Below are 23,913 nucleotides of genomic sequence, written 5' to 3'. Positions count from 1 at the left end.
GCTGGAGAGCTTTTTTGAGCTGCTGACGATTTCATTTCATTCATGTTAACTTAAGGGTGAATTGAATGATATCCGGGCCTAACTTGTCATTGCTTTTCCTGGCAGAATAAGGTACTATTAAAGATACGATTTACACGGAGGTAACACAAGATGGGAAAAGTAATGGCAGTGAACATCAGTGAGAAGAGAGGAACACAGAAGGTCAATGTCCACACTGCAAAGCTGATCGAGAATTATGGACTGGAGAAGGATGCCCATGCAGGAAACTGGCATCGTCAGGTCAGTCTTCTGTCCTTTGAAAAAATAGAAGAATTTAAGGCGAAGGGAGCTCCGGTTCAAGATGGAGCCTTTGGGGAAAATCTGATCGTACAGGGCTTTGATTTTAAGACACTGCCGGTTGGAACACGGTTGAAATGCAATGAGGTAATCCTGGAAATTACCCAGATCGGCAAGCAATGCCACAATGGCTGTGAGATCTTTCAAATCATGGGAGACTGCATCATGCCAAGAGAAGGGGTGTTTGCAAGGGTCATTCATGGCGGTGTGATCTCTGAGGGAGATGAAATGGATTATGCTTGATCGGTATGGAAGAACGATTGATTATATGCGGATTTCACTTACGGATCGCTGTAATCTGAGATGTATCTACTGCATGCCTGAAGAGGGAATCCATCACATTCCGAGAACGGAATTACTGGGGCTGGATGAAATTCTCAGAATCTGCAGTCTTGCCAGTGAACTTGGAATTTCCAGAATCAAGCTGACCGGAGGAGAGCCTCTGGTTCGTAGAATTTGTGTCCCCCTTGTTAGAGAATTAAAAAGGCTTCCAGGAATCCGGCAGGTTACCCTGACTACTAATGGTGTTCTGCTGAAGGAACAGCTTCCGGGACTTGTGGAAGCCGGACTTGATGCAGTAAATATCAGTCTGGATACGCTGGATAAAGAGACGTTCCAGAAGCTTACCAGAAGAGAAGAACTGGATCAGGTACTTATGGGAGTTGAAGCTGCCCTTTCTTACCATTCTTTGAAAGTAAAGCTGAATTGTGTTCCTACTTTTCAGTGTGAAGAGGATCTTGTAAAGCTGGCTGCTTTTGCCAGGGAGAAGCCGCTTCATGTTCGGTATATCGAAATGATGCCTATTGGTTTAGGAAAGGAATTTACAGCAAAGAATGAAGAGACGGTGAAAGAGCTTCTGGAGAAGACTTATGGACCTATGCGGCCCACGCAGGAGACTCTTGGAAATGGTCCCTGTCATTATTATACACTTGAGAATTTTCAGGGCAGGATTGGCTTTATCAGTGCCCTGTCCCATAAGTTCTGTGACCAGTGCAACCGGATTCGTCTGACATCTACCGGTTATCTGAAAGGATGTCTTCAGTTTGAGAACGGAGCTGACCTGAAAGCGAAGATCCGTAAGGGCTGTTCGGATGAAGAACTTCGCGAGACGATTAAAAAGGTAATCTATGAAAAACCGGCAGGCCATAATTTCCAGGAAAAAAAGAATGGAAAAGAAGAATCCCATATCATGGCACAGATTGGTGGATGAGAAAATAGAATGCCAGATATAGCTAAAAATGTGAAAACATAGGCTATATCTGGCATTTTAACATTTTTTATTAAATTCGAGCTCTTTAAATTGTGCATATATAATTGTTAATTAATAAACTTATCAGGAATTGCTTGCTAAATTAAACAAAAAAATATATAATAATGAATACAAAACTAGCAATATTCGTTAAAAATACGCAATGCCGGAAACCTTATGGTGAAATATTCACAAAAGGGCCAGAGGTAGAACTGGCAGGTAAGGAGGATTAACAGGAATGTTGGATCAGTCATGTTACACAAAGACAGATGAGATTATCGGGCACTACGAGCCATGTGCTGCTTCTTTAATTCCCATCATGCAGGACATTCAGGCAGAGTACCGGTATCTGCCTGCAGAGCTTCTGACCTATGTTGCCAAGAAGATTGGCGTTACAGAAGCCAAGGCGTTTAGTGTTGCTACCTTTTACGAGAACTTTTCCTTTGAGCCTAAGGGGAAATATATCATTAAGGTGTGCGATGGAACTGCCTGCCATGTAAGGAAGTCAATCCCGGTTAAGGAAGCCTTTATGAAGGAACTGGGACTTAGCAACAAGAAACATACCACAGATGATATGCTGTTCACTGTGGAGACCGTATCCTGTCTTGGAGCCTGCGGACTTGCTCCGACATGTATGGTCAATGACGAAGTACACCCTAAGATGACCCCAGAGAAGGCGGTTGAGCTTATTAACAGATTGAGAGGTGAGAATGGATGAGGATTAACAGTAAAGAAGATCTGCTGAATAAAAAAGCCGAGATCGAACAGAATATCCAGAGCTATACATGCCGCGTTCTCGTCTGTTCCGGTACCGGATGTATGGCTTCCGGTGCACAGAAGATCTATGATGAGATGGTAAGACTCTGTGAGGGAATTGATGGTGTACAGATTGAGATGCAGAAAGACATTCCACATGTGGGTGTGATCAAGACCGGATGCCAGGGACTTTGTGAACTGGGACCCCTGATGAGAATTGAGCCTTATGGATATCAGTATGTGCATGTTCAGGAAGAAGACTGTCTGGAGATCGTAGAGCGTACCGTACGTTTGGGACAGCCGGTGGATCGTCTGTTTTACCGTCATGGGGACGAAGTCTGTCCCAAGCCTGAGGATATTCCATTCCTCAGCCGTCAGACAAGAATCGTTCTGGAGAATTGTGGTAAGATTGACGCAGAATCCATTGATGAATATATTGCAGCAGGAGGCTTTCAGGCGCTTGCCAAGGCAGTCACCCAGATGACTCCCCAGGAAGTTATTGATGAGATTACCAGATCCGGTCTTCGTGGACGTGGAGGTGCCGGTTTCCCAGCCGGCAAGAAATGGTCCCAGGTAGCAAGACAGGTGGAGAAAACACGCTATGTAGTATGTAATGGTGATGAGGGAGATCCTGGTGCATTTATGGATGGTTCCGTTATGGAAGGTGATCCATATAAGATGATCGAGGGTATGATTATTGCCGCATACGCAGTTGGCGCCGAGAATGGATACATTTATGTACGTGCAGAATATCCTCTTTCTGTAGCAAGACTCCGCCTTGCCATTTCCCAGGCTGAGAAATACGGTCTGCTTGGTGAAAACATCCTTGGAAGCGGTGTGAATTTCCACCTTCACATTAACCGTGGTGCAGGAGCTTTCGTATGCGGTGAAGGTTCGGCACTGACCTCTTCCATAGAAGGAAACAGAGGTATGCCCCGTGTGAAACCGCCGCGTACAGTTGAGAAAGGTCTGTGGGGTAAGCCTACTGTATTAAATAACGTAGAAACCTATGCCAATGTTCCGAAGATTCTTCTTCAGGGTGCTGACTGGTTCCGCACTATCGGAACGGAAGGAAGCCCGGGAACCAAGACCTTTTCCCTTACAGGAGCCATTGAGAACACAGGTCTTATCGAAGTCCCGATGGGAACAACGCTTCGGGAGATCATTTATGATATTGGCGGCGGATTGAAGAGTGGTGCCGCATTTAAAGGAGTCCAGATCGGTGGACCTTCAGGCGGCTGTCTGGTGGAAGACCAGCTGGATGCGCCTCTTGACTTTGATTCTGTGAAGAAACTGGACGCGATCATGGGCTCTGGAGGTCTGGTTGTAATGGATGAAAATACCTGTATGGTAGAAGTAGCCCGTTTCTTCATGAGCTTTACCCAGCGTGAGAGCTGTGGCAAATGTGTACCATGCCGTGAAGGTACCAAGCGTATGCTGGAGATCCTGGAGAAAATCGTTGCAGGAAAGGGCGAAATGTCCGACCTTGATGAGCTGGAAGAGCTTGCTACCATGGTTCAGAGTATGGCTCTTTGCGGACTTGGTAAAAGTGCGCCCCTTCCGGTTCTCAGTACCATGAAGCGTTTCCGCGAGGAATACGAAGAGCATATCCGGGACAAGAAGTGCCGTGCAAAGGTATGTACTGCACTCCGCCAGTTCCATATCAATCCGGAATTCTGTATCGGTTGTGGAAAATGTGCCAAGAACTGTCCTGTCGGAGCAATTTACGGCAAGATCAAATCACCTTATCATATTAATAACGATGTATGTATCAAGTGTGGCAGCTGTAAAGACAACTGTAACTTTGATGCAGTATATGTGGAAATGTAGAGGGAGGACAGATTATGGGTACAATGACAATTGACGGCAGAAAAGTCGAATTTACAGATGAAAAAAATGTCCTGACCGTTATCCGTAAGGCAGGCATTAATATTCCCACGCTTTGTTATCACTCGGAGGTTTCCACATTCGGAGCCTGTCGTCTGTGTACGGTAGAGGATGACAGAGGCAGGACTTTTGCATCATGCTCTGAGGAGCCAAGGGATGGAATGGTAATTTATACCAACTCAGGAAAAATCAAGAAATACCGGAAGCTGGTAGTGGAACTGCTTCTTGCAGCACATTGCCGTGACTGCACCACCTGTGTAAAGAGCGGAGAGTGTGTCCTTCAGGAGCTGGCGCACCGTCTGGGTGTACATAATATCCGCTTCCAGAATACAAGAGAGCATTACGAGATTGACGACAGTTCACCATCTTTGATCCGGGATCCGAATAAATGTATTCTCTGCGGTAACTGCGTACGTGCCTGCGAAGAGCTTCAGGGCATTGGTGCACTTAATTTCGCATATCGTGGAACGGAAGCTATTGTAATTCCTGCTTTTAATAAAAAGATTGCAGAAACACAGTGCGTGAACTGTGGGCAGTGCCGAGTATTCTGTCCGACCGGAGCAATTTCCATCAGAACACATATGGACGAAGTCTGGGATGCGCTTGCTGATCCGGATGTCCGTGTGGTTGCGCAGATTGCACCAGCTGTCCGTGTGGCAGTTGGCGATCATTATGGACTGACCAAGGGCCGCAGTGTAATGGGCAAGATTGTCAATGCTCTTCACAGAATGGGCTTCGATGAAATTTACGATACTTCATTTAGTGCTGACCTTACGATCATGGAAGAGTCCGCTGAATTCCTGAACAGGATCGAGAAAGGGGAAAACCTTCCATTACTTACCTCCTGCTGTCCTGCATGGGTGAAATTCATTACAGACCAGTATAAGGATTATATCCCGAATCTGTCTACCTGCAGATCACCTCAGGGAATGATGTCAGCTGTGATCAAAGAATACTTCCGTGATCCGGAAAATGCCAAAGGCAAGAAAACAGTCATGGTATCGATCATGCCATGTACAGCCAAGAAGGCAGAGGCAATCCGTCCGAACAGCTTTACAGAAGAGCTGCAGGATACAGATGTAGTTATCACAACTACTGAGTTGCTCCGTATGATTGACAACTTTGGAATCGATTTTGCCACTCTTGAACCGGAAGCATGTGACATGCCATTTGGTTTTGGATCTGGTGGCGGTGTTATCTTCGGTGTTACCGGTGGTGTTACAGAGGCTGTTCTCCGCCGCTTAAGTCCGGATCATACCAAGGAGACCATGCGTGAGATCGCAGAGTGCGGTGTCCGTGGAGATGAGGGCATTAAGGAATTTTCTGTTCCGTATAAGGGAATGGACATTAATGTCTGTGTAGTTAGTGGTCTTGCGAATGCAAGGATCGTTATGGACAGAGTGAAAAATAAAGAAGCAAGCTATCACCTGATCGAGGTTATGGCATGCCGCAGAGGCTGTATCATGGGTGGAGGCCAGCCGGTACGTGCCGGAGACAGAACCAAGGCTGCAAGGGCCAAGGGCCTGTATAATGCAGACAATACCATGCTGATCAAGAAATCTGATGAGAACCCTATGGTGCAGGAATTGTATCAGGGACTTCTGAAAGGAAAGGAGCACAAGCTTCTGCATAATGAGTTTTATTGATCGTAACTAAAGAATAATAAAAAGCCCGACTGCATAATATTTAGAGGAAGAGTGTATGCTTATGCGAAGAGAACAATTTCGCAGATCCTTTCAACTATTATGCAGGAGGGCTTTTTTATATGGAGAATTTTCAGATTTACCGCGATATACAGGCCAGAACCGGCGGAGATATTTACATAGGCGTTGTAGGCCCTGTCCGTACTGGAAAATCTACTTTTATCCGTAGATTTATGGAGCTTGTAGCGCTTCCGGAAATGGATGAAAAAATGCAAAAAGAGGTGCGAGACCAGCTCCCTTTAAGTGGCTCTGGTAAAACGATCACAACAGTAGAGCCGAAATTCATTCCGAAAGAAGCGATACCAGTCAATCTTGGGGAAGATCTGGAAATTCAGGTTCGGCTGATCGATTGTGTGGGATTTCTTGTAAAAGATGCCGGAGGAAACATAGAAGAGGGAAAAGAACGCATGGTCAAAACCCCATGGTTTACAAAAGCCGTTCCTTTTTCAGAAGCTGCAAAAGTGGGAACAGAGAAAGTGATTCAGGAGCATTCGACCATCGGTCTAATGATCACCACAGACGGAAGCTTTGGGGAAATTCCAAGAGAAAATTTCGTTCAGGCGGAGGAACAGACAGTAGCAGAACTTAAGAAACAGGCGAAACCATTTCTTATAATTGTAAATTCCCAGCTCCCCCATAAAGAAGAGACGATGCAGCTTGTGAATTCCCTTCAGGAGAAATACCAGGTGCCTGTACTGTCCATTAATTGCGAACAGCTGAAAAAAGAGGACATTGCCAGGATCCTGGAGAAAATCCTTTATGAATTTCCAGTCACCCAGCTACAATATTATATCCCCAAATGGGTGGAGATGCTGCCAGCAGTCAGCGAATTGAAAAGCCAGATCCTTTCCCAGATAAAATCCTGTATGAAAAAGCTTCTTCATATCCGTGATATTACCAGGGAAGCAGTAAAACTGGAAGGCCCTTATGTGCAGGATACTCTTCTGGACCGTGTGAATCTGTCTGATGGCACAGTCCAGATACGGGTACAGGTAGATGATAAATACTATTACAAAATGCTCAGTGACATGAGCGGAATTCCCATGGAAAGTGAATATGAGCTGATCCATACCATGAAAGAGCTTGCAGCGATGAAAGAAAAATATGTAAAAGTAAAAGATGCCCTTGATGCAGTGACAGGAAGCGGTTATGGAGTAGTTGTGCCTGAACTTTCCCAGATCCAGTTAGAAGAGCCTGCTGTGATCCGCCAGGGAAATAAATATGGGGTAAAAATTAAGTCGAAAAGTCCATCCATTCATATGATCAAAGCAAACATTGAAACCGAGATCGCTCCAATTGTAGGTACGGAACAACAGGCGAAAGATCTGATTACCTATATCGGAGAAAGTGAAGCGCGGGGAGAGAGCATCTGGGAGACTAATATTTTTGGAAAATCCATTGAACAGCTGGTTCAGGATGGAATCCGGAATAAATTAGCTGTGATCAGTGAGGAAAGCCAGGTGAAGCTTCAGGACACCATGCAGAAAATTGTAAACGACAGCAAAGGCGGACTTGTGTGTATTATCATATGAAATTCGCATGAAAGATTTTACGGCAGTTCAGATATATTTTTATACCAGAATGGAGCAAAAAGACAGTGCATTTTAAGCAGCTGCCTTTTTGCTCTTCCTCTTATCTGTAATCATGCTCCTTTTTCCACCGCTTCAGGTATTCCATCTGTTCCTGGTCGGAAAGAAATTGTGAATATGGATCATTCCCTGCAGCCAGGCAGCAAAATAAAACTAATAGTTGTAGTGCGAAAAACAATATAATTAATAACACAGCTAATACCATTGTAAAAATCCTCCTTGTCTGTATGAAAAAGTCTTTACAGAAAAGTTAAATTTATACATTTTACGCGGCAAAAGTAGAAAAAAGTATTAGATTTTGATATAATAATGAAAATTGTTTTTACAGCATGAAATTTTTTTGCGTTATAATAAAAACAGTTTTAAGACTACACTGTCAGAGCAAGACACGGTATTGAGTCTCCTGACAGAATAAAAGTATATTAAAGGAGAATATGAAAATGAAAAAATGGAAAAAATTACTCATTCCGGCAATGTGTGTATTTATGCTTCAGACACCAGTGATCGCAAATGCACAGACTGGCACGAACGATGCTGTTACATCTACGATAAAAGATCCTGCAGCAACACCGGCACCAACTGTTAAAAAGAATGGCATCTACACAGAGAAAGGTAAGAAATACTATTACGTAAATGGCGTAAAGAAGAAAAACTGCTGGGACAAAAGTAAGAAATACTACTTTGGAAAAAACGGAGCTGCCTATGCTGCACCGAAGGCTTATGATTGCAAGAAGAATGTTGTAGTAAAGAAAATCGGTAAGAAATATTACGGATTTGACAGAAACGGCTGTAAAGTGAAAAAAGGCGAGTACGCGGATACGAAAGGAACACCTTACTATTTTGACAAAAATGGTGTTCGTGTAACAAATAAAAGTACACAGCTGAAGAAAGCATCTAAATACATGGCAAATGCCAAGAACCTGCGCAAGCTTCTCGGCAAGCCATCACGTACCAAAACTGCTTCCAGCTGTATGCCTGGTGTAAAGAAAGACCTTACCTTAACCTATGCGAATATCACTGTACAGCTTGGCAGAAAATCAAATGGCAGTGAGATCGTTTATGGTATCCAGGCACGCTAAGTTCTGTTTGAAAATGTTTCCTGTAAGATGTTATTTCGGGAGGCTTTAAAAAGTATTTAACAGCTTGTGCAGATTATGGACGGCTGTGAGATTTAGAGAATAAGGAGAAACGAGTATGAGGAAATTTACAAAATCAATGGCAGTGATTCTTTCACTGAGTATGACACTTACAATGGGAACACCTGTATTTGCAGCTGGTGAGACTACAGGAACCGTAGTGAAGAGCGAGCAGACAGTGACACCTGCTCCGGCGCAGCAGACCAAGATTCCGAAGACTGGCTTCTATAAGAAAAATGGTAAAACATACTATAACAAAAAAGGCAAGCTTGTCAAAAATAAATATGGTTATAAGATCGGTAAAAATTACTATCGCATCAGCAAAACTGGTGTTGCAACAAAGGTATCTACCGTGGAAGGGCTTGCAGGAGCACGTCTTGATAAATGTGGCGGGAATCTGAAGAAAGCGTTCAAATGGAGTTCCACTAAGATCAAATACTGGGGCAATGTTGGAAAACCGAAAAAAGGTCAGAAAGAAGTGGAATATTACGCAACTTATGGTTTCAAAAACGGAAAAGGTGACTGCTATGTTATGGCTGCAACTTTCTGCATGATGGCAAAGGTGAAAGGCTATAAGGTAAGATTCGTAAAAGGCAGTGTACCTCAGAGAAATGGTAAAAATGGTGCACATGCATGGTGTGAGATCAAATCCGGAAGTACCTGGTACGTATATGACCCGAACTTTGCATATTCCTATAAGAATAATCCAAAGGCTCATAGCGGATATAAATTCAAATACGGAACAAAAGGAACTTACAAATATAACGATAAGAGAGTTAAAACAACTGTCTGAGATATGAGAGACTAAAAAGCGGACATAAGGAGAAAATCATGAAGAAAAAATTATTAATCGCATTATTAGCAGGTTTGGTAGCTGTTGCAGCACCGGTAAGCTGCTTTGCAGCTGAAGCGGCAGACACTACAGAAGAGGCACAGGAAATCACAGATGAGGACGGTGCAGAAGCAGAAGAATCTGCATCTGAAGAGTCTGCTGACGAAGAGTCAGATGAGAAGGAAACAGCTTCTGACAAGAAAGAGGAACTGAAAACCGTTGGAGAGAAAAAAGATGGCTGCATTACCTTTAAAATGAAAAATGCCACTTCCAAAAAAATTACCGGTCTTGCCATTAAGACCGCGGAAGAAGCCGATTATCCTGAAAATATGATGACAGCAGATGATTCTTTTGACTTAAAAGAAAAGAAAAAAGTATTTTTCTCAAAAAGTGAGAATACAGCTGAGGAAACAGCAGAAGAGGTTGATCCTTCCCAGAAGATGTATGATCTGCACATTACATTTGAAGACCAGACAACTGCAGATGTTCATAATATAGCTCTTGAAGATCTGGGAACTCTTACCATCCGCGAGAAAGATGGAATCACCTATGGTACTTACAAAACAAAGAGTACCAAAGAAAAGAAGAATACTTATAGTGCAGAGAAAGCCGCTGCTGATCAGGCAGCAGCAGATGCAGCTGCAGCACAGGTTGCTTCCCAGCCTGTTGAGAGCTATGACAGCAGCAATGATTATTCTTATGACTATAGTGATGATTCTTCCTATGATGACAGCAGTGATTATAGTTACGATAACAGCGGTGACGATGGCGGTGACGGCTGCCTGGATGACGGCCTTTTGAATTAAGCAAAGATGTTACCTTTATGGTGACTGCATTGTAATATGAACAATTACAGGACGGGGCTCGTGCACTGTACAGTGCAGTGCGGGCCCCTGTCCGGTTTTAGGAGAAAAATATGTCGCTAGTATCTAATCTGTTTTTAATTTTTGTGGCGGCAAGTGTACTTGTTTATTACATAGTGCCTCACAGATTCCAGTGGATCGTTCTTCTTATTTTCAGTTATATCTACTACATAGCAGGTGGTCCACGTTATGTTGTCTTTATTCTGTTTTCTACCCTTGTAACATGGCTGATGGCTCTTTTTATCGAAAAAAGAGAAGAAAATGGCAATCACAAAGGAGCAAAGAGATTTCTGATTCTTGGACTGCTCCTTAATTTCGGAATGCTTGGAGTTGTAAAATATACGAATTTTGCGGTGGAAAACATCAATTCCCTGTTTCATCTGAACTTAAGGGGAATGGAACTTCTTCTCCCGCTGGGAATCTCATTTTATACCTTCCAGTCTTCCGGATATCTTCTGGATGTTTACTGGAAAAGATGTAAGGCAGAGAAACAGCCTTTTAAATATGCTTTGTTTGTATCCTTCTTCCCGCAGATCCTGCAGGGACCTATAGGCAGATACAGCCGTCTTGCACAGCAGCTTTATGCAGAGCATAAATTTGATGGCAGGAACATTACCAGAGGCTTTGAGCGTATCATTTGGGGCTTTGCCAAGAAGATGATCCTGGCTGACTGGGCTGCTGTTTTTGCGGATACTATTTTTGATGATCCTGCGAAATATAACGGGGTTGCACTGCTTGGCGTTCTGTTTTATACCATACAGCTTTATGCGGATTTTTCAGGTGGAATGGATGTGGTGATCGGTATTGCCTCCATGTTTGGAATTGAGTTGGATGAGAACTTCAAACGTCCATTTTTTGCCGTATCCATTACAGACTTCTGGCATCGCTGGCACATCACCCTTGGAACCTGGATGAAAGATTATGTATTTTACCCTGTTACCTTATCTGGCTGGATGGGAAAATTTGGAAAATGGGGCAAGAAAACTTTTGGCAAGAAAATCGGCCGTACACTTCCAATCTGTATAGCGAATCTGATCGTGTTCTTTGTGGTAGGTGTATGGCATGGGGCAGCATGGAAATATATCGTGTACGGTATGTACAATGGTATTATTATCGCATTCAGCGGATTAATGGCAGACAACTACCGAAGCTGGAAAAAGAAGCTGCATATTTCTGGTAAAGAAAACTGGTATTATATATTCACAATCGTAAGAACATTTATCCTGGTTGTGATCAGTATGTATTTCGACCGTGCAGACAGCGTGGGACAGGCATTCCATATGATGAAGCAGTCTGTCACACATTTTGCTCCGTCACAGCTGCTTCTGATCCCTGCGGGACGTCAGGGCACTGCCTTTACGCCATATGCGCTTCTGATCATTGGAATCGGATGCGTGATCTTATTTGTTGTAGGTGTACTGCAGGAGCGTGGAGTGAAAATCCGGGAATCACTGGCGAAGCTTCCCCTTCCTGTCACAGTTGCCATATATTTCTGCATGCTGGTATCCATCGGATTATTTGGTTCCACTGCAGTAGCGAGAGGTTTTATTTATGCACAATTTTAAGAAAATCCTAAAAACAATTGTAGTGCTGGCAGTGTGCGTAGCGCTTCTGGCCAGCCTGGATATGGCACTTTATCCCTGCACTTTTATGCGGAATGATATTCACGCAGTGGTAAGTGAACCGTATGATGATATTATCCTCGGTACTTCTCATGGAATGACAGATATTGACCCTGCTGTAATGGAAGAAATCACAGGGAGAAGTGGGCACAATGTCTGCGTCGGAGGAGAATATGGGATTGACGCATATTATATTGCAAAGCTGATCGCAGAGAAGCAGAAGCCCACAAGAATTATTTATGAGGTCGATCCTGGATATTTTGTTTCCGAAAAAGAAGAAGGAAACAATTACCTTTTGTTCTACCACGAATTTCCGTTTTCAAAGGCGAAGCTGGAGTATTTCTGGGATTCCATTGCGAAATGCAATTTCAGGACTGTTCTTTTCCCATGGTATGAGTATTCCCTGGGATATGAGCTTGGAAAGGTCAAAGAGACATTTACCCAGAAATGGAACAAGGATTATGATGTTTCCCATCTGAAAAGTGATACGCAGGAATATCACGAAAGTGGTCTGATCGAGCGTTATCCGGTAGATACTACCAAACTGAAAATGAAGAATATAAAGCTCTTTGAGGAAGACCAGGTAAATCCCCAGAATATGGAATACCTGGGCAGATTAATCGATTTCTGCCAGGAAAACAATATCGAATTTGTGGCGGTGACTACACCGATTCCTATTAATACACTGAAAGCATACAGTGATAATTACAATGCAGCATGGCAGTATTTCGGAGAGTATTTCGATCAGAAAGGAATTACCTATCTGAATTTTAACACCCAGTATTTCAAGGCATTTTCCCATGATCTGAAGGATTATACAGATTATGATGGACATATGAATGGGGAAGCTGCTTCTGATTATTCAAAGGTTTTGGCAAATATACTGAAGGGAGAGGGCGTATGATGACAAATATTCTGGAATATCTTGAAAATTCATCTGTAAAGTACCCGGATAAAACGGCGTTTGCGGATCTGGATTCTGCATGCACATACGAGGAGTTACGTCTTCGGGCCAGAAAGATCGGTACCGCACTGACAAAATGGTTCCAGCCAAGAACTCCAGTACCAGTATTTATGGAAAAAAGTGTGGATACCATTGGCGTGTTTATGGGGGCCGTTTATGCAGGCTGCTTTTATGTTCTTTTGGATACGAAACAGCCGGCAGCCAGGATACACCAGATTCTGGAAATCCTGGATTGTGATGTGATCGTGACTTCTGAAAAATATCTGAAGGATCTGGAAAAACTGGGATTTGAAGGGAAGGTTCTTCTTACAGGAGAACTGGATCAGCAAGTGGAAGATCCGGTGATATTGGATCAGATCCGCAGTCAGGCGGTAGATACCGATCCCCTCTATGGAATCTTTACTTCCGGCTCTACAGGAGTGCCCAAGGGGGTTGTAGTAGGACACCGTTCGGTAATTGATTTTATTGACTGTTTCACGGAATTGTTCCATATTACTTCCGAAGATGTTATGGGAAACCAGGCTCCCTGGGATTTTGATGTATCTGTGAAGGACATATATTCTGGCTTGAAAATCGGCGCGACGGTGCAAATCATTCCGAAACAGTATTTTTCTATACCTAAGAATCTTCTTGATTTTCTTGTGGACAGGGAGGTTACGACGATCGTATGGGCGGTTTCCGCACTTTGCATTATCAGTACTTTAAATGGCTTTACATATAAGGTGCCGGAAAAGATCAAAAAGGTTTTGTTTTCCGGTGAGGTGATGCCCATCAAGCATCTGAACATCTGGAGAAAATATCTTCCGGAAACCATGTTCGTAAATATTTACGGTCCCACAGAGATTACCTGTAATTGCACCTACTATATTGTGGACAGGGAATTTCAGCCAGGAGATGTGCTTCCTATGGGAAAAGCTTTTCCAAACGAAAAAGTATTCCTTTTGGATGACGAAGACAAGCTTGTGACAGAAGCTGGTGTAAATGGTGAAGTCTGTGTGGCAGGAAGCGCGCTTGCACTTGGTTATTACAGGAACCCGGAGCAGACGAAGAAAGCATTTGTGCAGAATCCGCTAAATGACCGGTATCTGGAGCCAATCTACAGAACCGGTGATCTGGCATTCTATAACGAAAGAGGGGAATTATGTTTTGCCACCCGTAAGGATTTCCAGATTAAGCATATGGGACACAGGATCGAGCTTGGGGAAATTGAAACTGCAATGGATAAAATCCCGGAAATCCGCAGAAGTTTGTGTATTTACGACCAGTCCAGGAATAAGATCGTGGCATTTTATGAGGGAGAGATCGACCGCAAAGCCCTTTCCCGTGCGTTGGTACAGTATGTACCGAATTTTATGGTGCCAAATGTGTTTGTCCAGGTAGATTCCATGCCTCTTACCAAGAATGGTAAAATCGACAGAAAAGAACTGACAGCCAGATATCAGGAGGGAAGGTAATGGCAGGTTATGATTTTTTACAGAAATTTATAGAAGAAAAAGGTGCGACTCCTTCTTATATTTTTGATCTGGATATTCTGTCAGAGCATGTGGAGAAAGTGAAACGGCTTCTGAAGGGAAAAGCAAGGATCTGCTATGCCATGAAAGCAAATCCGTTCCTCACCAGACCGATGGACAGCCATGTGGATCTTTTCGAAGTGTGTTCCCCTGGTGAATTCCGCATATGCGAGCGAGTGGGCATACCAATGGATAAGATCGTACTCTCCGGCGTATATAAGAATCCGGCAGATATTCAGTATGTGCTTGAAACTTACGGCGGAAAAGGGGTCTATACAGTAGAATCCTGGGAACATTTAAAACACTTAAACAATACTGCTAAGGGGCTGGGGCTGAAAATCTCAGTACTGATCCGTATGACCAGTGGAAATCAGTTTGGAATGGATGAAGAAGACATCAGGCAGATTATTTCCATGCGTGATAATTATGAAGCCCTTCATATTCTGGGAATCCAGTTCTATTCCGGAACACAGAAGAAAAATTTATCCCAGATGGAAAAAGAGCTTCAGAACCTGGATGGATTTCTGACAGAACTGAAACAGTCCTATGGATATCAGGCCGAAGAACTGGAATATGGTCCGGGATTGTTTGCCCCATATTTCCTGAAGGACAAAGAAGAACCTGTAGAAGAGGTTCTGGGGCAGTTTGGAAAATTACTGGATGGTCTTATATTTGGGGGAAATGTGATCCTTGAGATGGGACGTTATCTCACTTATCTGTGTGGTTTTTACCTCACTTCCATTGTGGATATGAAAGTAAATCACGGACAGTCATACGCGATCGTAGATGGGGGCATTAATCATCTGAATTATTACGGACAGGCGATGGCTATGAAACTGCCTTATTGCAGCCAGACAGATTGCAAGGGAGTGTTAAAAACAGAAGGGGAAGAAGAGCAGTGGAATCTATGTGGATCACTTTGTACGGTAAGCGACGTGATCGTGAAGCTTTTCCCATTGAAAAAACCACAGATTAGTGATATGCTCATATTTGAGCGTGTAGGTGCATATTCCGTAACAGAGGGAATTTATCTGTTCCTTAGCAGGCCGATGCCAAGAATTTATTTCTGGCAGAATAAAAGCCTGACCCTGGTGCGGGAAGCCGTGCATACGGACGAATTAAATTCAGAAAGAGAGGAAATGTAAAAATGGACAAATTAATTGAAATTCTTGAGGAGATTCAGCCAGACGCAGATTATGAGACATGCGAGACCCTGATCGATGATGGCATTCTGGATTCTTTTGCTATCTTATCTATTGTCAGCGAGCTTCAGGATGAGTTTGATATTACCATCACACCAGCGGATATTGTTCCAGAGAACTTTAACTCTGCAGCAGCACTCTGGGAAATGGTCTGCCGTCTGAAAGGCTGATCGGGAAAGGTTACATACATACGAGGGAGAGAAAAGGATGCAGAAGATAAGAAGACTGCTTGCAATCGGGGTTGCCAGTGCAATGGTTGTATGTACGGTACCTGTTCAGGCTGCGGAGTCTGCGGCAAATACAGCACAGGCTACTACAAATCCTGCCCAGTCTGCCACAAATACACCGCAGGATACCTCTGGTACAACACAGCCTCAGCAGCCGTCAGCTACAGTAAAGAAAATTGGCCTTGTAAAAGAAGGTACCAAATATGTTTACTATGATAAAAAGGGCAGGAAAGTAAAAAATAAATGGTTAACCATTAAGAAGAAACGCTATTATTTTAAAGCGGATGGAACTGCAGCTATCGGTGGAAATAAAATTGGAAAATATATTTATGTTTTTGACCTGCAGGGCAGGCTGATCAAGCCATCAAAGTCTAAAATCGTAACCGTTGGCAAAACATCATATTATGTCAATAAGAAAGGGCAGGCATATAAGGGATTTTTCAAAATTGGAAAACGCCTTTACAGAGGAGATTCAAAGGGGCGTCTTACGAAAAATAAAACCGTGTCCAATATTACCTTTAACAGTAAGGGATATGCGAACAATGATATAAATGCCAAGTTGAAAATGAAGCTGATGTCTATAATGTCTAAGATAACCACTCAGGGAATGAGCAAATCGAAGAAATTATATGCCTGTTGGCGATATCTCACCAGTGGCGGAAGATTTTATTATTCCACTTACTGGCCGGATTTTGATCAGGAAGGATGGCAACAGGCGCTTGCTTACCGTATGCTTACAAAAGGCTGCGGTGATTGCTATGCATTTGCATGTACTTTTGCAGCAATGGCAAAAGAATTGGGGTATAAACCATATGTAATTCTGGGAAGAGTACCTGGTACAAGAGATGGAGCGGCAGATGGTATGACCAGTCATGGATGGGTAATGATCGGTGGCAGATATTACGATCCGGAAGCCGAATTTGCCGGCTGGTATCGTGGAGTATATGGAAACAGCAGTTACGATATCAGACATACGGTTAGCCGCCGGGTAAAATTCTGATGAAAAAAAGAAGAAAACATTCCGTGAAGGGAGTTTTCTTCTTTTTTATACGCTGAATTGTATATTCCTAACGAATGTAAATGACTGCTTATGCAAACCCATAAATGAAATCTGATTGCTTCACTCCTTTGATTTGCTTTATAGGGAATATATTATTTAGCAAGGAATGAAGTAAAAGACATATGCTTATCCATCCAGTCTCCTGCAATTCCAACTCCTTTTCCCATGGTAAAGGCAGCCACAACCGTACCGATTCCAAGTCCCTTAACATGTCCAAGGCCAAAACCTGTGAGAGCAGCTGTGACGATCAGACAAATCACATCGAAACTGATCTTGATCTTCGGATAGGACACAGAAGTAATCTGGGATAATTCCCTTGGGAAAAGATCCGTTGGTACGATCGGCATTTTACAGCGGTTTGAGATTGCAATTCCGATGCAAATAAGAATATAACTTGCAATGAAATAAAAGACACGCCATCCAATCGCAGTAGGAAGGACGTTTATCCATAATTCATGTACATCAAGTAACTCGCCGAAAATGAAACCGACCACAAAGCTGAACAGATATTGTGTGACGAACTTTTTTCGCAGGATCATAAGTGTCAGAACCAGAAGACCCTGAAATATGTATGTCCAGGTTCCAAGGCTGACCTTTGGAAATACGCAGGAAAATGCGTAAGGAACGCTGGAAATGGCGGAAATTCCTGTGCCGGAATAAAGCATGAGAACAACGCCAAAGCTGTTAATGGTGACTGCAAGAAGAAGTGCAAGTTCTCCACGGAAAACAGGGAGAGATTTTTGGGTGGTTTTCGTATTCAAGTTAGAATGCCTCCTGTGGTGTTTGGTAATCGTTATATGTGAAACACAAATGTTCTATCTGGTGAGTAACTGTACTGGTTTGATAGAGTATTGGTCCACAAACGGTAATTATTATACTACGAATATATAAAAAAACAAATGTTATTTTAAGAGAAAAACAAATATGTTGTTAAAACAACAGAAATTAAGAATGCTTTATGGTATAGTTTTAACAGATTATGGAAAAATAAAATCATAGGAGGTTTTAACCATGGAAAAAATAAAAAATATCAGCAAAGCAGAAGTTCTGGTATTAAAGGATCAGGTAGCTTATCAGGAGGGACAGGTAGTAAGTCGTACTCTTGCCCAGAATAATGCAGTCAGTGTTACTCTTTTTTCTTTTGATAAAGGTGAAGAGATCAGTACACATGAATCCGGCGGAGACGCATTTGTAACCTGCCTGGATGGAGTAGGTGAGATTACCATCGACGGAGAGAAATATGAGCTGCACGAAGGCGAATCCATTGTAATGCCAGCGAAACATCCTCATGCGGTTATGGGAAAAGAAAGATTCAAAATGCTGCTGGTAGTTATTTTCTGAAAAATATTATCATGTAAAATGGTTGTAATTCATTCTGAATTAGTGTATACTAACCAACATAGTTAGAAATAGCTAACCTAACGGTGTAAATCATTTGGACTCCTGGTTATGACAGAAAGACCGCTGTCATAAAGCTTTAGAGCTTTTTAAATTGACTCTGAAGTTTCCAGGGGTTCTTTGAAAAATGAAAGGAGTATACATATTATGGATTACTTGGAAATTGAGAAAGTCATTGGAAGAGAGATTATGGATTCCAGAGGAAATCCTACCGTAGAAGCAGAGGTTTATCTGGTTGATGGTACCATTGGCAGAGGAGCTGCTCCAAGTGGGGCTTCTACAGGTGAATTTGAAGCTCTGGAGCTTCGTGATAATGATAAGAACAGATATCTTGGAAAAGGTGTTACAAAAGCAGTGGAGAACATTAATACCTCCATTAACGATGTAATTTCAGGAATGGATGCGTCTGACATTTATGCAATCGACAAAGCCATGATCAAAGCAGACGGAACCAAAGATAAATCAAATTTTGGTGCAAATGCTATTTTAGCTGTTTCTATTGCTTGCTGCCGCGCTGCTGCAACTTCTCTTGATATTCCGTTGTATCGCTTCCTTGGCGGTATTTCAGGGAATCGTATGCCTGTTCCAATGATGAATATAGTAAATGGTGGCTGCCATGCGCTTTCTTCCGGGCTTGATGTGCAGGAATTTATGATTATGCCTGTTGGGGCACCAAGCTTCAAAGAATGCCTGAGATGGTGTGCAGAAGTTTTCCATGCGCTGGCAGCGATTCTGAAATCAAGAGGACTTGCGACTTCTGTTGGTGATGAGGGTGGATTTGCTCCAGCTTTGAAATCTGACGAAGAAGCAATCGAGACAATTCTCGAAGCAGTTAAAAATGCTGGCTATGAGCCGGGAAAAGATTTTATGATCGCGATGGATGCAGCTTCTTCAGAATGGAAAACCGGTAAACTTGGCGAGTACAAGCTTCCGAAGGCGGGTACTGTTTACACATCTGATGAGCTGATTGACCATTGGAAAAAACTGGTTGATAAATATCCGATCATTTCTATTGAGGATGCTCTTGATGAGGAAGACTGGGAAGGCTGGAAGAAGCTTACAAAAGAGTTGGGAGATAAGGTACAGCTTGTAGGTGACGATCTGTTTGTAACAAATACAGAGAGACTTTCCAAGGGTATTTCTCTTGGATGCGGAAATTCTATTCTGATTAAATTAAATCAGATTGGTTCTGTATCTGAAACTCTCGAGGCGATCAAGATGGCACATAAGGCCGGATATACTGCAATTTCTTCCCATCGTTCCGGCGAAACAGAGGATACTACAATTGCAGATCTTGCAGTAGCATTAAATACTTGCCAGATTAAGACTGGTGCTCCGTCCAGAACAGAGCGTGTAGCAAAATACAATCAGCTGCTCCGTATTGAAGAAGAGCTTGGTGAGGCAGCAGTTTACCCGGGAATGGGTGCATTTAACGTAAAACGATAATCCTTAATAATAAAAGTATCCCCTGCCCGGAAAGAAAAATAGCTTTCCGGACAGGGGATATTTACGTGATAGAGGTCTTTAGACAGGTGCCTATACTCATTGCAAGAAGTTTATATTTTATTACAAGAACACATACTTCAAAATAAAGATAATCGCCAGCGCATACATCAGTGCGCTGATTTTTTTCTCCTTCGCTTTACCAGTGCAGACATTGATCACAACGTAAGAGATAACCCCAAGTGCAATGCCTTCTGAGATACTGTAAAGGAATGGCATTGCAATGATAGCGATAAATGCTGGGATTGCTTCCGTGTAATCGCTGAAGTCGATTTTCGTAACAGAGGAAAGCATTAAAAATCCAACCACGATCAGAGCCGGAGCTGTCGCAAAGGACGGAATAGCCAGGAAGATCGGGGAAAGGAACAGGGAGAGCGCAAACAAAACCGCAGAAACCAGGGAAGTAAGACCGGTACGTCCTCCCTCTGCAACACCGGAAGCACTTTCCACGAATGTGGTAACTGTAGAAGTACCGCACATAGCGCCTACTGTAGTGCCTACAGCGTCAGAAAGAAGTGCACCTTTGATCTTCGGCAGCTTGCCGTCTTTGTCCAGCATATCCGCCTTGGAAGCAACACCGATCAGAGTTCCGAGAGTATCGAACATATCCACGAATAAGAACGCAAACATGATAACGATAAAATCAAGTGAAAAGACTCCTGAGAAATCCATCTTCATAAAAGTAGGTGCCATGCTCGGTACGGAAATACCTTTGGAGAAATCTGGGAGAAGGCTATAGAAGCCAGCTTCCGGATCAGGTACGTAAATTCCCAGGAACTGACAGATGATACCAAGTCCCCATGTGATCAGAATACCCCACAGAATACCGCCCTTTACATTTTTGACAAGGAGAATACCTGTGATCAGGACTCCCAGAAGGGCGAGGAGAACGGTAATTCCAACGGAATGGAAGCTTCCATCATTCATGGAGCTCTTGAAAGAGAACATGCTTACCAGGGTGGAATCGTTGTTTACCACGATCTTTGCATTCTGCAGTCCGATAAAGGCGATGAAAAGTCCGATTCCAACAGAAACAGCATGCTTCAGTGTCATAGGAATGGAGTTGAAAATAGCTTCACGCACATTGGTAAGGGAAAGCAGGATAAAAATAATACCTTCTGCAAATACAGCTACCAGAGCCTGTTCCCAGGAGTATCCCATGCCGAGGACCACTGTATATGCAAAATAGGCATTCAGTCCCATTCCAGGTGCCAGGACAAATGGGTAATTGGATAACAATGCCATCAGGCAGGTTGCGATGAAGGATGCAAGGGCAGTGGCAGTAAAGACTGCACCGCGGTCCATTCCGGCAGCGGAAAGGATGTTCGGGTTGACGGCAAGAATGTAGGCCATGGTCATAAATGTGGTAATACCAGCCATAACCTCCGTCTTTACGTCAGTGTGGTTTTCCTTCAGGTGAAAAAGTTTTTCAAGGTTCATAAATGTTCCCCCTTCTTTTTAGCACGTATGTGCTGTATTTTATTTTTACAGGACGTAATTACTGCTTTCCTGTAATTCTCATGAATAACGTTGATCATATATCTTTGGAAATCGGTTCCACCGGGCTTTTGACACTCCCGCAATCGCTGGCTGTTACATCTTCGTGTGCTTATTAATATATTTGGCCTTATATTTAGAATACACGATTGTCTGATCTTTATACAGACCATAATATCCGGAAGCAGCATAGCTGATAGACACGGCAATAAGATAGAAGGATACGCCTTTAAATCCAAACATCTCAAATGCGATCAGGATGGAAGTAATCGGACAGTTTGTCACGCCACAGAAAACAGAAGCCATTCCACAGGCGGCACAAAGGGATGGGGAAAGCCCCACCAGCTGTCCCACCATACAGCCAAAAGTAGCACCTACGCAGAAAGAAGGTACGATCTCACCACCACGGAAGCCGGCCCGCATGGTAAGGGCGGTGAGAATCATTTTCCAGAAGAATGCCATATAATCAGTTTTGCCAGTTTCCACTGCTTTTTCAATCAATTCAGCACCTGCGCCCATGTAATCGCTGGTTTCGAGAAGCAATGTGAGCACGATCACCAGAACTGCGCCGACCACCACGCGGAGATATTTATTTGGGAAAAACCTGCCGTACAATCTGGCAGTTTCATTCAGGATAATGCAAAATACAATGCTGATCACTGCACAGCCAAGGGCGACTATACCCATTTTGAGTCCTGTTTCCAGGGAGAGTGCAGGAATATTTACCACATGGAAGGCTTCTGGTGTAACTCCCATACCTGCTGCGAACTGTGAGGCAATCAAAGAAGCAATCATACAGGGCATAAGCGCCGTGTAATACATAACGCCTACACTGACAACTTCCATGGAAAAAACAGCTGCAGCCATTGGTGTGCCAAACAATGCTGAGAACGCTGCGCTCATACCACACATCACGATCACGTGACGGTCTTCTTCATCCAGATGAATCCATCTCCCAAGAAGGTTGGCGATGCTTCCTCCTAACTGGATGGCAGCGCCCTCACGGCCGGCAGAGCCGCCTGTCAGGTGGGTGAGTGCAGTGGAAATAAAGATCAACGGCCCGGATCTCCACGGCACATCATCCTGGGAGCGGACTGTGGAAAGCACCTGATTGGTACCGCCATCGTCTTTGCCAAATTCATCATACAAAAATACAATGCAAAGGCCTGACAGTGGAAGCAGGTAAAACATCCATTGATTTGCCTTACGGCAGCTGGTCACAGCAGTTAGTACAAAGGAAAACAGGGTGCTGAAAGCACCTGCGATACACCCAACAACTACTGCAAGAAACAGCCATTTAAACAGGTTTCCCATGTCACGTCTGATCGCCCCTGAATAATAATGTAATTTATCCTCCGGAGTTTGTCTGTTGTCTTTTTCCATAATTCTTTTTCTTCCCCTCATTTGAAAAGCTGGAATATTGTCGAATATTGCCAGACTTTTTTCTTACATAAACCTGAAATTTTGTGTATTTTCATTATACTATATGCATTCGGAAAATGCGACAATTTTTTTTGGAACATCAAAAATTGTCTATAAATTCAAAGCAGATCGTGAAATGCAAACATAATTTATTATAAACTTTTATTATGCGGGGGAAATGATGGGGAACTCTTTTTATACCGGGAAGGGGATTGGTGTGTGTATCCTGGATACCGGAATTTATGAGCATATAGATTTTGCAGGCAGAATATGGGCATTCTATGATTTCCTTGATTTCAAACGGCGTCCTTATGATGATAATGGACATGGAACCCATGTGGCCGGGCTTGTGGCGGGAGACGGAACAGCGTCTATGGGAAGATACAGGGGAGCGGCACCTGGCTGCGGGATCATAGCGCTAAAGGTGCTTGACCGTTATGGAAATGGAAGCCAGGAAGATGTCCTTAGGGCAATCCGCTGGATACGGGAATACAGACAACAATACCGGATAAGGGTGGTGAATATTTCTGTAGGAACTACATGCAATTCCAGGAAAGATCACGCAAGGCTTCTGGAAAGTGTAGAACAGCTTTGGGATGAAGGCATGGTCATTGTTACTGCGGCAGGGAACCAGGGGCCAAGACCTGGGAGTATTACAGCGCCAGGAAGCAGTAAAAAGGTGATCACAGTGGGCTCCAGTGACCTTATGGAAGGGAGAAGTGCTATTTCCGGCAGGGGTCCCACGGCAGAATGTGTATGCAAACCGGACATTGTAGCCCCTGGAAATAAGATTATGTCATGTATGCCAGGAAAGCCATATTCTTACGGCATCAAAAGCGGAACATCCATGTCTACGCCATTGGTAACAGGAGCCATTGCCTGTGTCCTTGAGAAAAATCCGGCACTTACCAATGCCGGGATCAAAATGCTTCTGATGAACAGTGCAGATGACATGGGGCTGCCGAGAAACCAGCAGGGATGGGGGAAATTTAATAGAAAGAGATTCTTAGAAATGGCAGACCATTATCATAAAACATAAGGTTTGCCGGCAAACACTTTGATAATTAACTAACACTTTACAGTATTAAAGAAAAAGCACTTGACGTTACCTGTTTAATTGAGTAAAATGGACTGCAAGAGTTTCAAACAATGAGGA

Annotated in this window: 21 protein-coding genes; 18 read left to right on the top strand and 3 right to left on the bottom strand. The window is 43.3% G+C overall.

Annotated elements, in window-relative coordinates; all coding sequences use genetic code 11:
• The first annotated feature begins 150 nt into the window (after nt 1-150).
• The 15 genes from ACTQWB_RS02590 (at nt 151) to ACTQWB_RS02520 (ending at nt 16,877) form a co-directional block, all read left to right on the top strand.
• Entirely contained in the window at nt 151-579 is a 429-nt protein-coding gene (locus ACTQWB_RS02590) for an MOSC domain-containing protein (RefSeq protein ID WP_441500218.1), read from the top strand.
• Nucleotides 572-1,546: a GTP 3',8-cyclase MoaA gene (gene moaA / locus ACTQWB_RS02585; RefSeq protein WP_441500217.1), complete on the top strand. Its 975-nt coding sequence runs from the start codon at nt 572-574 to the stop codon at nt 1,544-1,546. The genes ACTQWB_RS02590 and moaA overlap by 8 nt, the downstream gene beginning before the upstream one ends.
• Nucleotides 1,547-1,823: 277 nt before the next feature.
• Nucleotides 1,824-2,303, top strand: coding sequence for a complex I 24 kDa subunit family protein (locus tag ACTQWB_RS02580; protein ID WP_441500216.1), 480 nt, complete (start codon nt 1,824-1,826; stop codon nt 2,301-2,303).
• Nucleotides 2,300-4,171 (top strand): NADH-ubiquinone oxidoreductase-F iron-sulfur binding region domain-containing protein, encoded by a 1,872-nt coding sequence (locus ACTQWB_RS02575; protein WP_441500215.1) that lies wholly within the window; start codon nt 2,300-2,302, stop codon nt 4,169-4,171. Before ACTQWB_RS02580 ends, ACTQWB_RS02575 begins: the two co-directional genes overlap by 4 nt.
• Before the next feature lie 14 nt (nt 4,172-4,185).
• On the top strand, nt 4,186-5,874 hold the full coding sequence (locus ACTQWB_RS02570; RefSeq protein ID WP_441500214.1) for a [FeFe] hydrogenase, group A: 1,689 nt from the start codon (nt 4,186-4,188) through the stop codon (nt 5,872-5,874).
• 119 nt (nt 5,875-5,993) lie between these two features.
• Nucleotides 5,994-7,463 carry a stage IV sporulation protein A gene (gene spoIVA, locus ACTQWB_RS02565; protein ID WP_441500213.1) on the top strand — a complete coding sequence of 490 codons (1,470 nt, stop codon included), beginning with the start codon at nt 5,994-5,996 and terminating at the stop codon, nt 7,461-7,463.
• A gap of 497 nt (nt 7,464-7,960) precedes the next feature.
• Nucleotides 7,961-8,599 carry a hypothetical protein gene (locus ACTQWB_RS02560; protein ID WP_441500212.1) on the top strand — a complete coding sequence of 213 codons (639 nt, stop codon included), beginning with the start codon at nt 7,961-7,963 and terminating at the stop codon, nt 8,597-8,599.
• A gap of 115 nt (nt 8,600-8,714) precedes the next feature.
• Nucleotides 8,715-9,449, top strand: coding sequence for a transglutaminase domain-containing protein (locus ACTQWB_RS02555; protein WP_441500211.1), 735 nt, complete (start codon nt 8,715-8,717; stop codon nt 9,447-9,449).
• 38 nt (nt 9,450-9,487) lie between these two features.
• A complete protein-coding gene (locus tag ACTQWB_RS02550; protein ID WP_441500210.1) occupies nt 9,488-10,294 on the top strand; it encodes a hypothetical protein in 807 nt (268 codons plus the stop codon).
• Between the two features lie 110 nt (nt 10,295-10,404).
• The gene (locus tag ACTQWB_RS02545) at nt 10,405-11,916 is read left to right on the top strand and encodes an MBOAT family O-acyltransferase (protein ID WP_441500209.1); all 1,512 of its coding nucleotides are present in this window, start codon (nt 10,405-10,407) and stop codon (nt 11,914-11,916) included.
• On the top strand, nt 11,903-12,877 hold the full coding sequence (locus ACTQWB_RS02540) for a hypothetical protein (RefSeq protein ID WP_441500208.1): 975 nt from the start codon (nt 11,903-11,905) through the stop codon (nt 12,875-12,877). The genes ACTQWB_RS02545 and ACTQWB_RS02540 overlap by 14 nt, the downstream gene beginning before the upstream one ends.
• Nucleotides 12,874-14,391, top strand: a complete 1,518-nt coding sequence (locus ACTQWB_RS02535) for an amino acid adenylation domain-containing protein (protein WP_441500207.1) — start codon at nt 12,874-12,876, stop codon at nt 14,389-14,391. The genes ACTQWB_RS02540 and ACTQWB_RS02535 overlap by 4 nt, the downstream gene beginning before the upstream one ends.
• Entirely contained in the window at nt 14,391-15,593 is a 1,203-nt protein-coding gene (locus tag ACTQWB_RS02530; RefSeq protein WP_441500206.1) for a diaminopimelate decarboxylase family protein, read from the top strand. Before ACTQWB_RS02535 ends, ACTQWB_RS02530 begins: the two co-directional genes overlap by 1 nt.
• A 2-nt stretch (nt 15,594-15,595) precedes the next feature.
• A complete protein-coding gene (locus ACTQWB_RS02525) occupies nt 15,596-15,820 on the top strand; it encodes an acyl carrier protein (protein WP_118578418.1) in 225 nt (74 codons plus the stop codon).
• Nucleotides 15,821-15,857: 37 nt separating this feature from the next.
• Entirely contained in the window at nt 15,858-16,877 is a 1,020-nt protein-coding gene (locus ACTQWB_RS02520; protein ID WP_441500205.1) for a transglutaminase domain-containing protein, read from the top strand.
• Between the two features lie 152 nt (nt 16,878-17,029).
• Here the strand turns inward: ACTQWB_RS02520 and ACTQWB_RS02515 are convergent, their stop codons facing one another.
• Complete coding sequence (locus tag ACTQWB_RS02515) at nt 17,030-17,698, bottom strand: DUF6198 family protein (RefSeq protein ID WP_441500204.1); 669 nt, start codon at nt 17,696-17,698, stop codon at nt 17,030-17,032.
• Nucleotides 17,699-17,948: 250 nt separating this feature from the next.
• Between ACTQWB_RS02515 and ACTQWB_RS02510 the strand changes: the two genes are divergently transcribed.
• Nucleotides 17,949-18,278 (top strand): cupin domain-containing protein, encoded by a 330-nt coding sequence (locus ACTQWB_RS02510; RefSeq protein ID WP_441500203.1) that lies wholly within the window; start codon nt 17,949-17,951, stop codon nt 18,276-18,278.
• 204 nt (nt 18,279-18,482) lie between these two features.
• Nucleotides 18,483-19,781 carry a phosphopyruvate hydratase gene (eno, locus tag ACTQWB_RS02505; RefSeq protein WP_441500202.1) on the top strand — a complete coding sequence of 433 codons (1,299 nt, stop codon included), beginning with the start codon at nt 18,483-18,485 and terminating at the stop codon, nt 19,779-19,781.
• Between the two features lie 120 nt (nt 19,782-19,901).
• On the opposite strand, the gene ACTQWB_RS02500 is transcribed toward eno, so the two are convergent.
• Nucleotides 19,902-21,278 carry an NCS2 family permease gene (locus ACTQWB_RS02500; RefSeq protein ID WP_441500201.1) on the bottom strand — a complete coding sequence of 459 codons (1,377 nt, stop codon included), beginning with the start codon at nt 21,276-21,278 and terminating at the stop codon, nt 19,902-19,904.
• Nucleotides 21,279-21,431: 153 nt separating this feature from the next.
• Entirely contained in the window at nt 21,432-22,721 is a 1,290-nt protein-coding gene (locus ACTQWB_RS02495) for a chloride channel protein (RefSeq protein WP_441500388.1), read from the bottom strand.
• 217 nt (nt 22,722-22,938) lie between these two features.
• On the opposite strand from ACTQWB_RS02495, the gene ACTQWB_RS02490 reads away from it, so the two are divergent.
• Nucleotides 22,939-23,796 carry a S8 family peptidase gene (locus ACTQWB_RS02490; protein ID WP_441500387.1) on the top strand — a complete coding sequence of 286 codons (858 nt, stop codon included), beginning with the start codon at nt 22,939-22,941 and terminating at the stop codon, nt 23,794-23,796.
• The last annotated feature ends 117 nt before the right edge of the window (nt 23,797-23,913 follow it).

Origin of the sequence: Blautia sp. HCP3S3_H10_2 (genome assembly GCF_052122375.1) — a bacterium.
Classification (GTDB): domain Bacteria; phylum Bacillota; class Clostridia; order Lachnospirales; family Lachnospiraceae; genus Blautia_A.
This window is presented reverse-complemented; position numbering and strand designations above follow the sequence as displayed.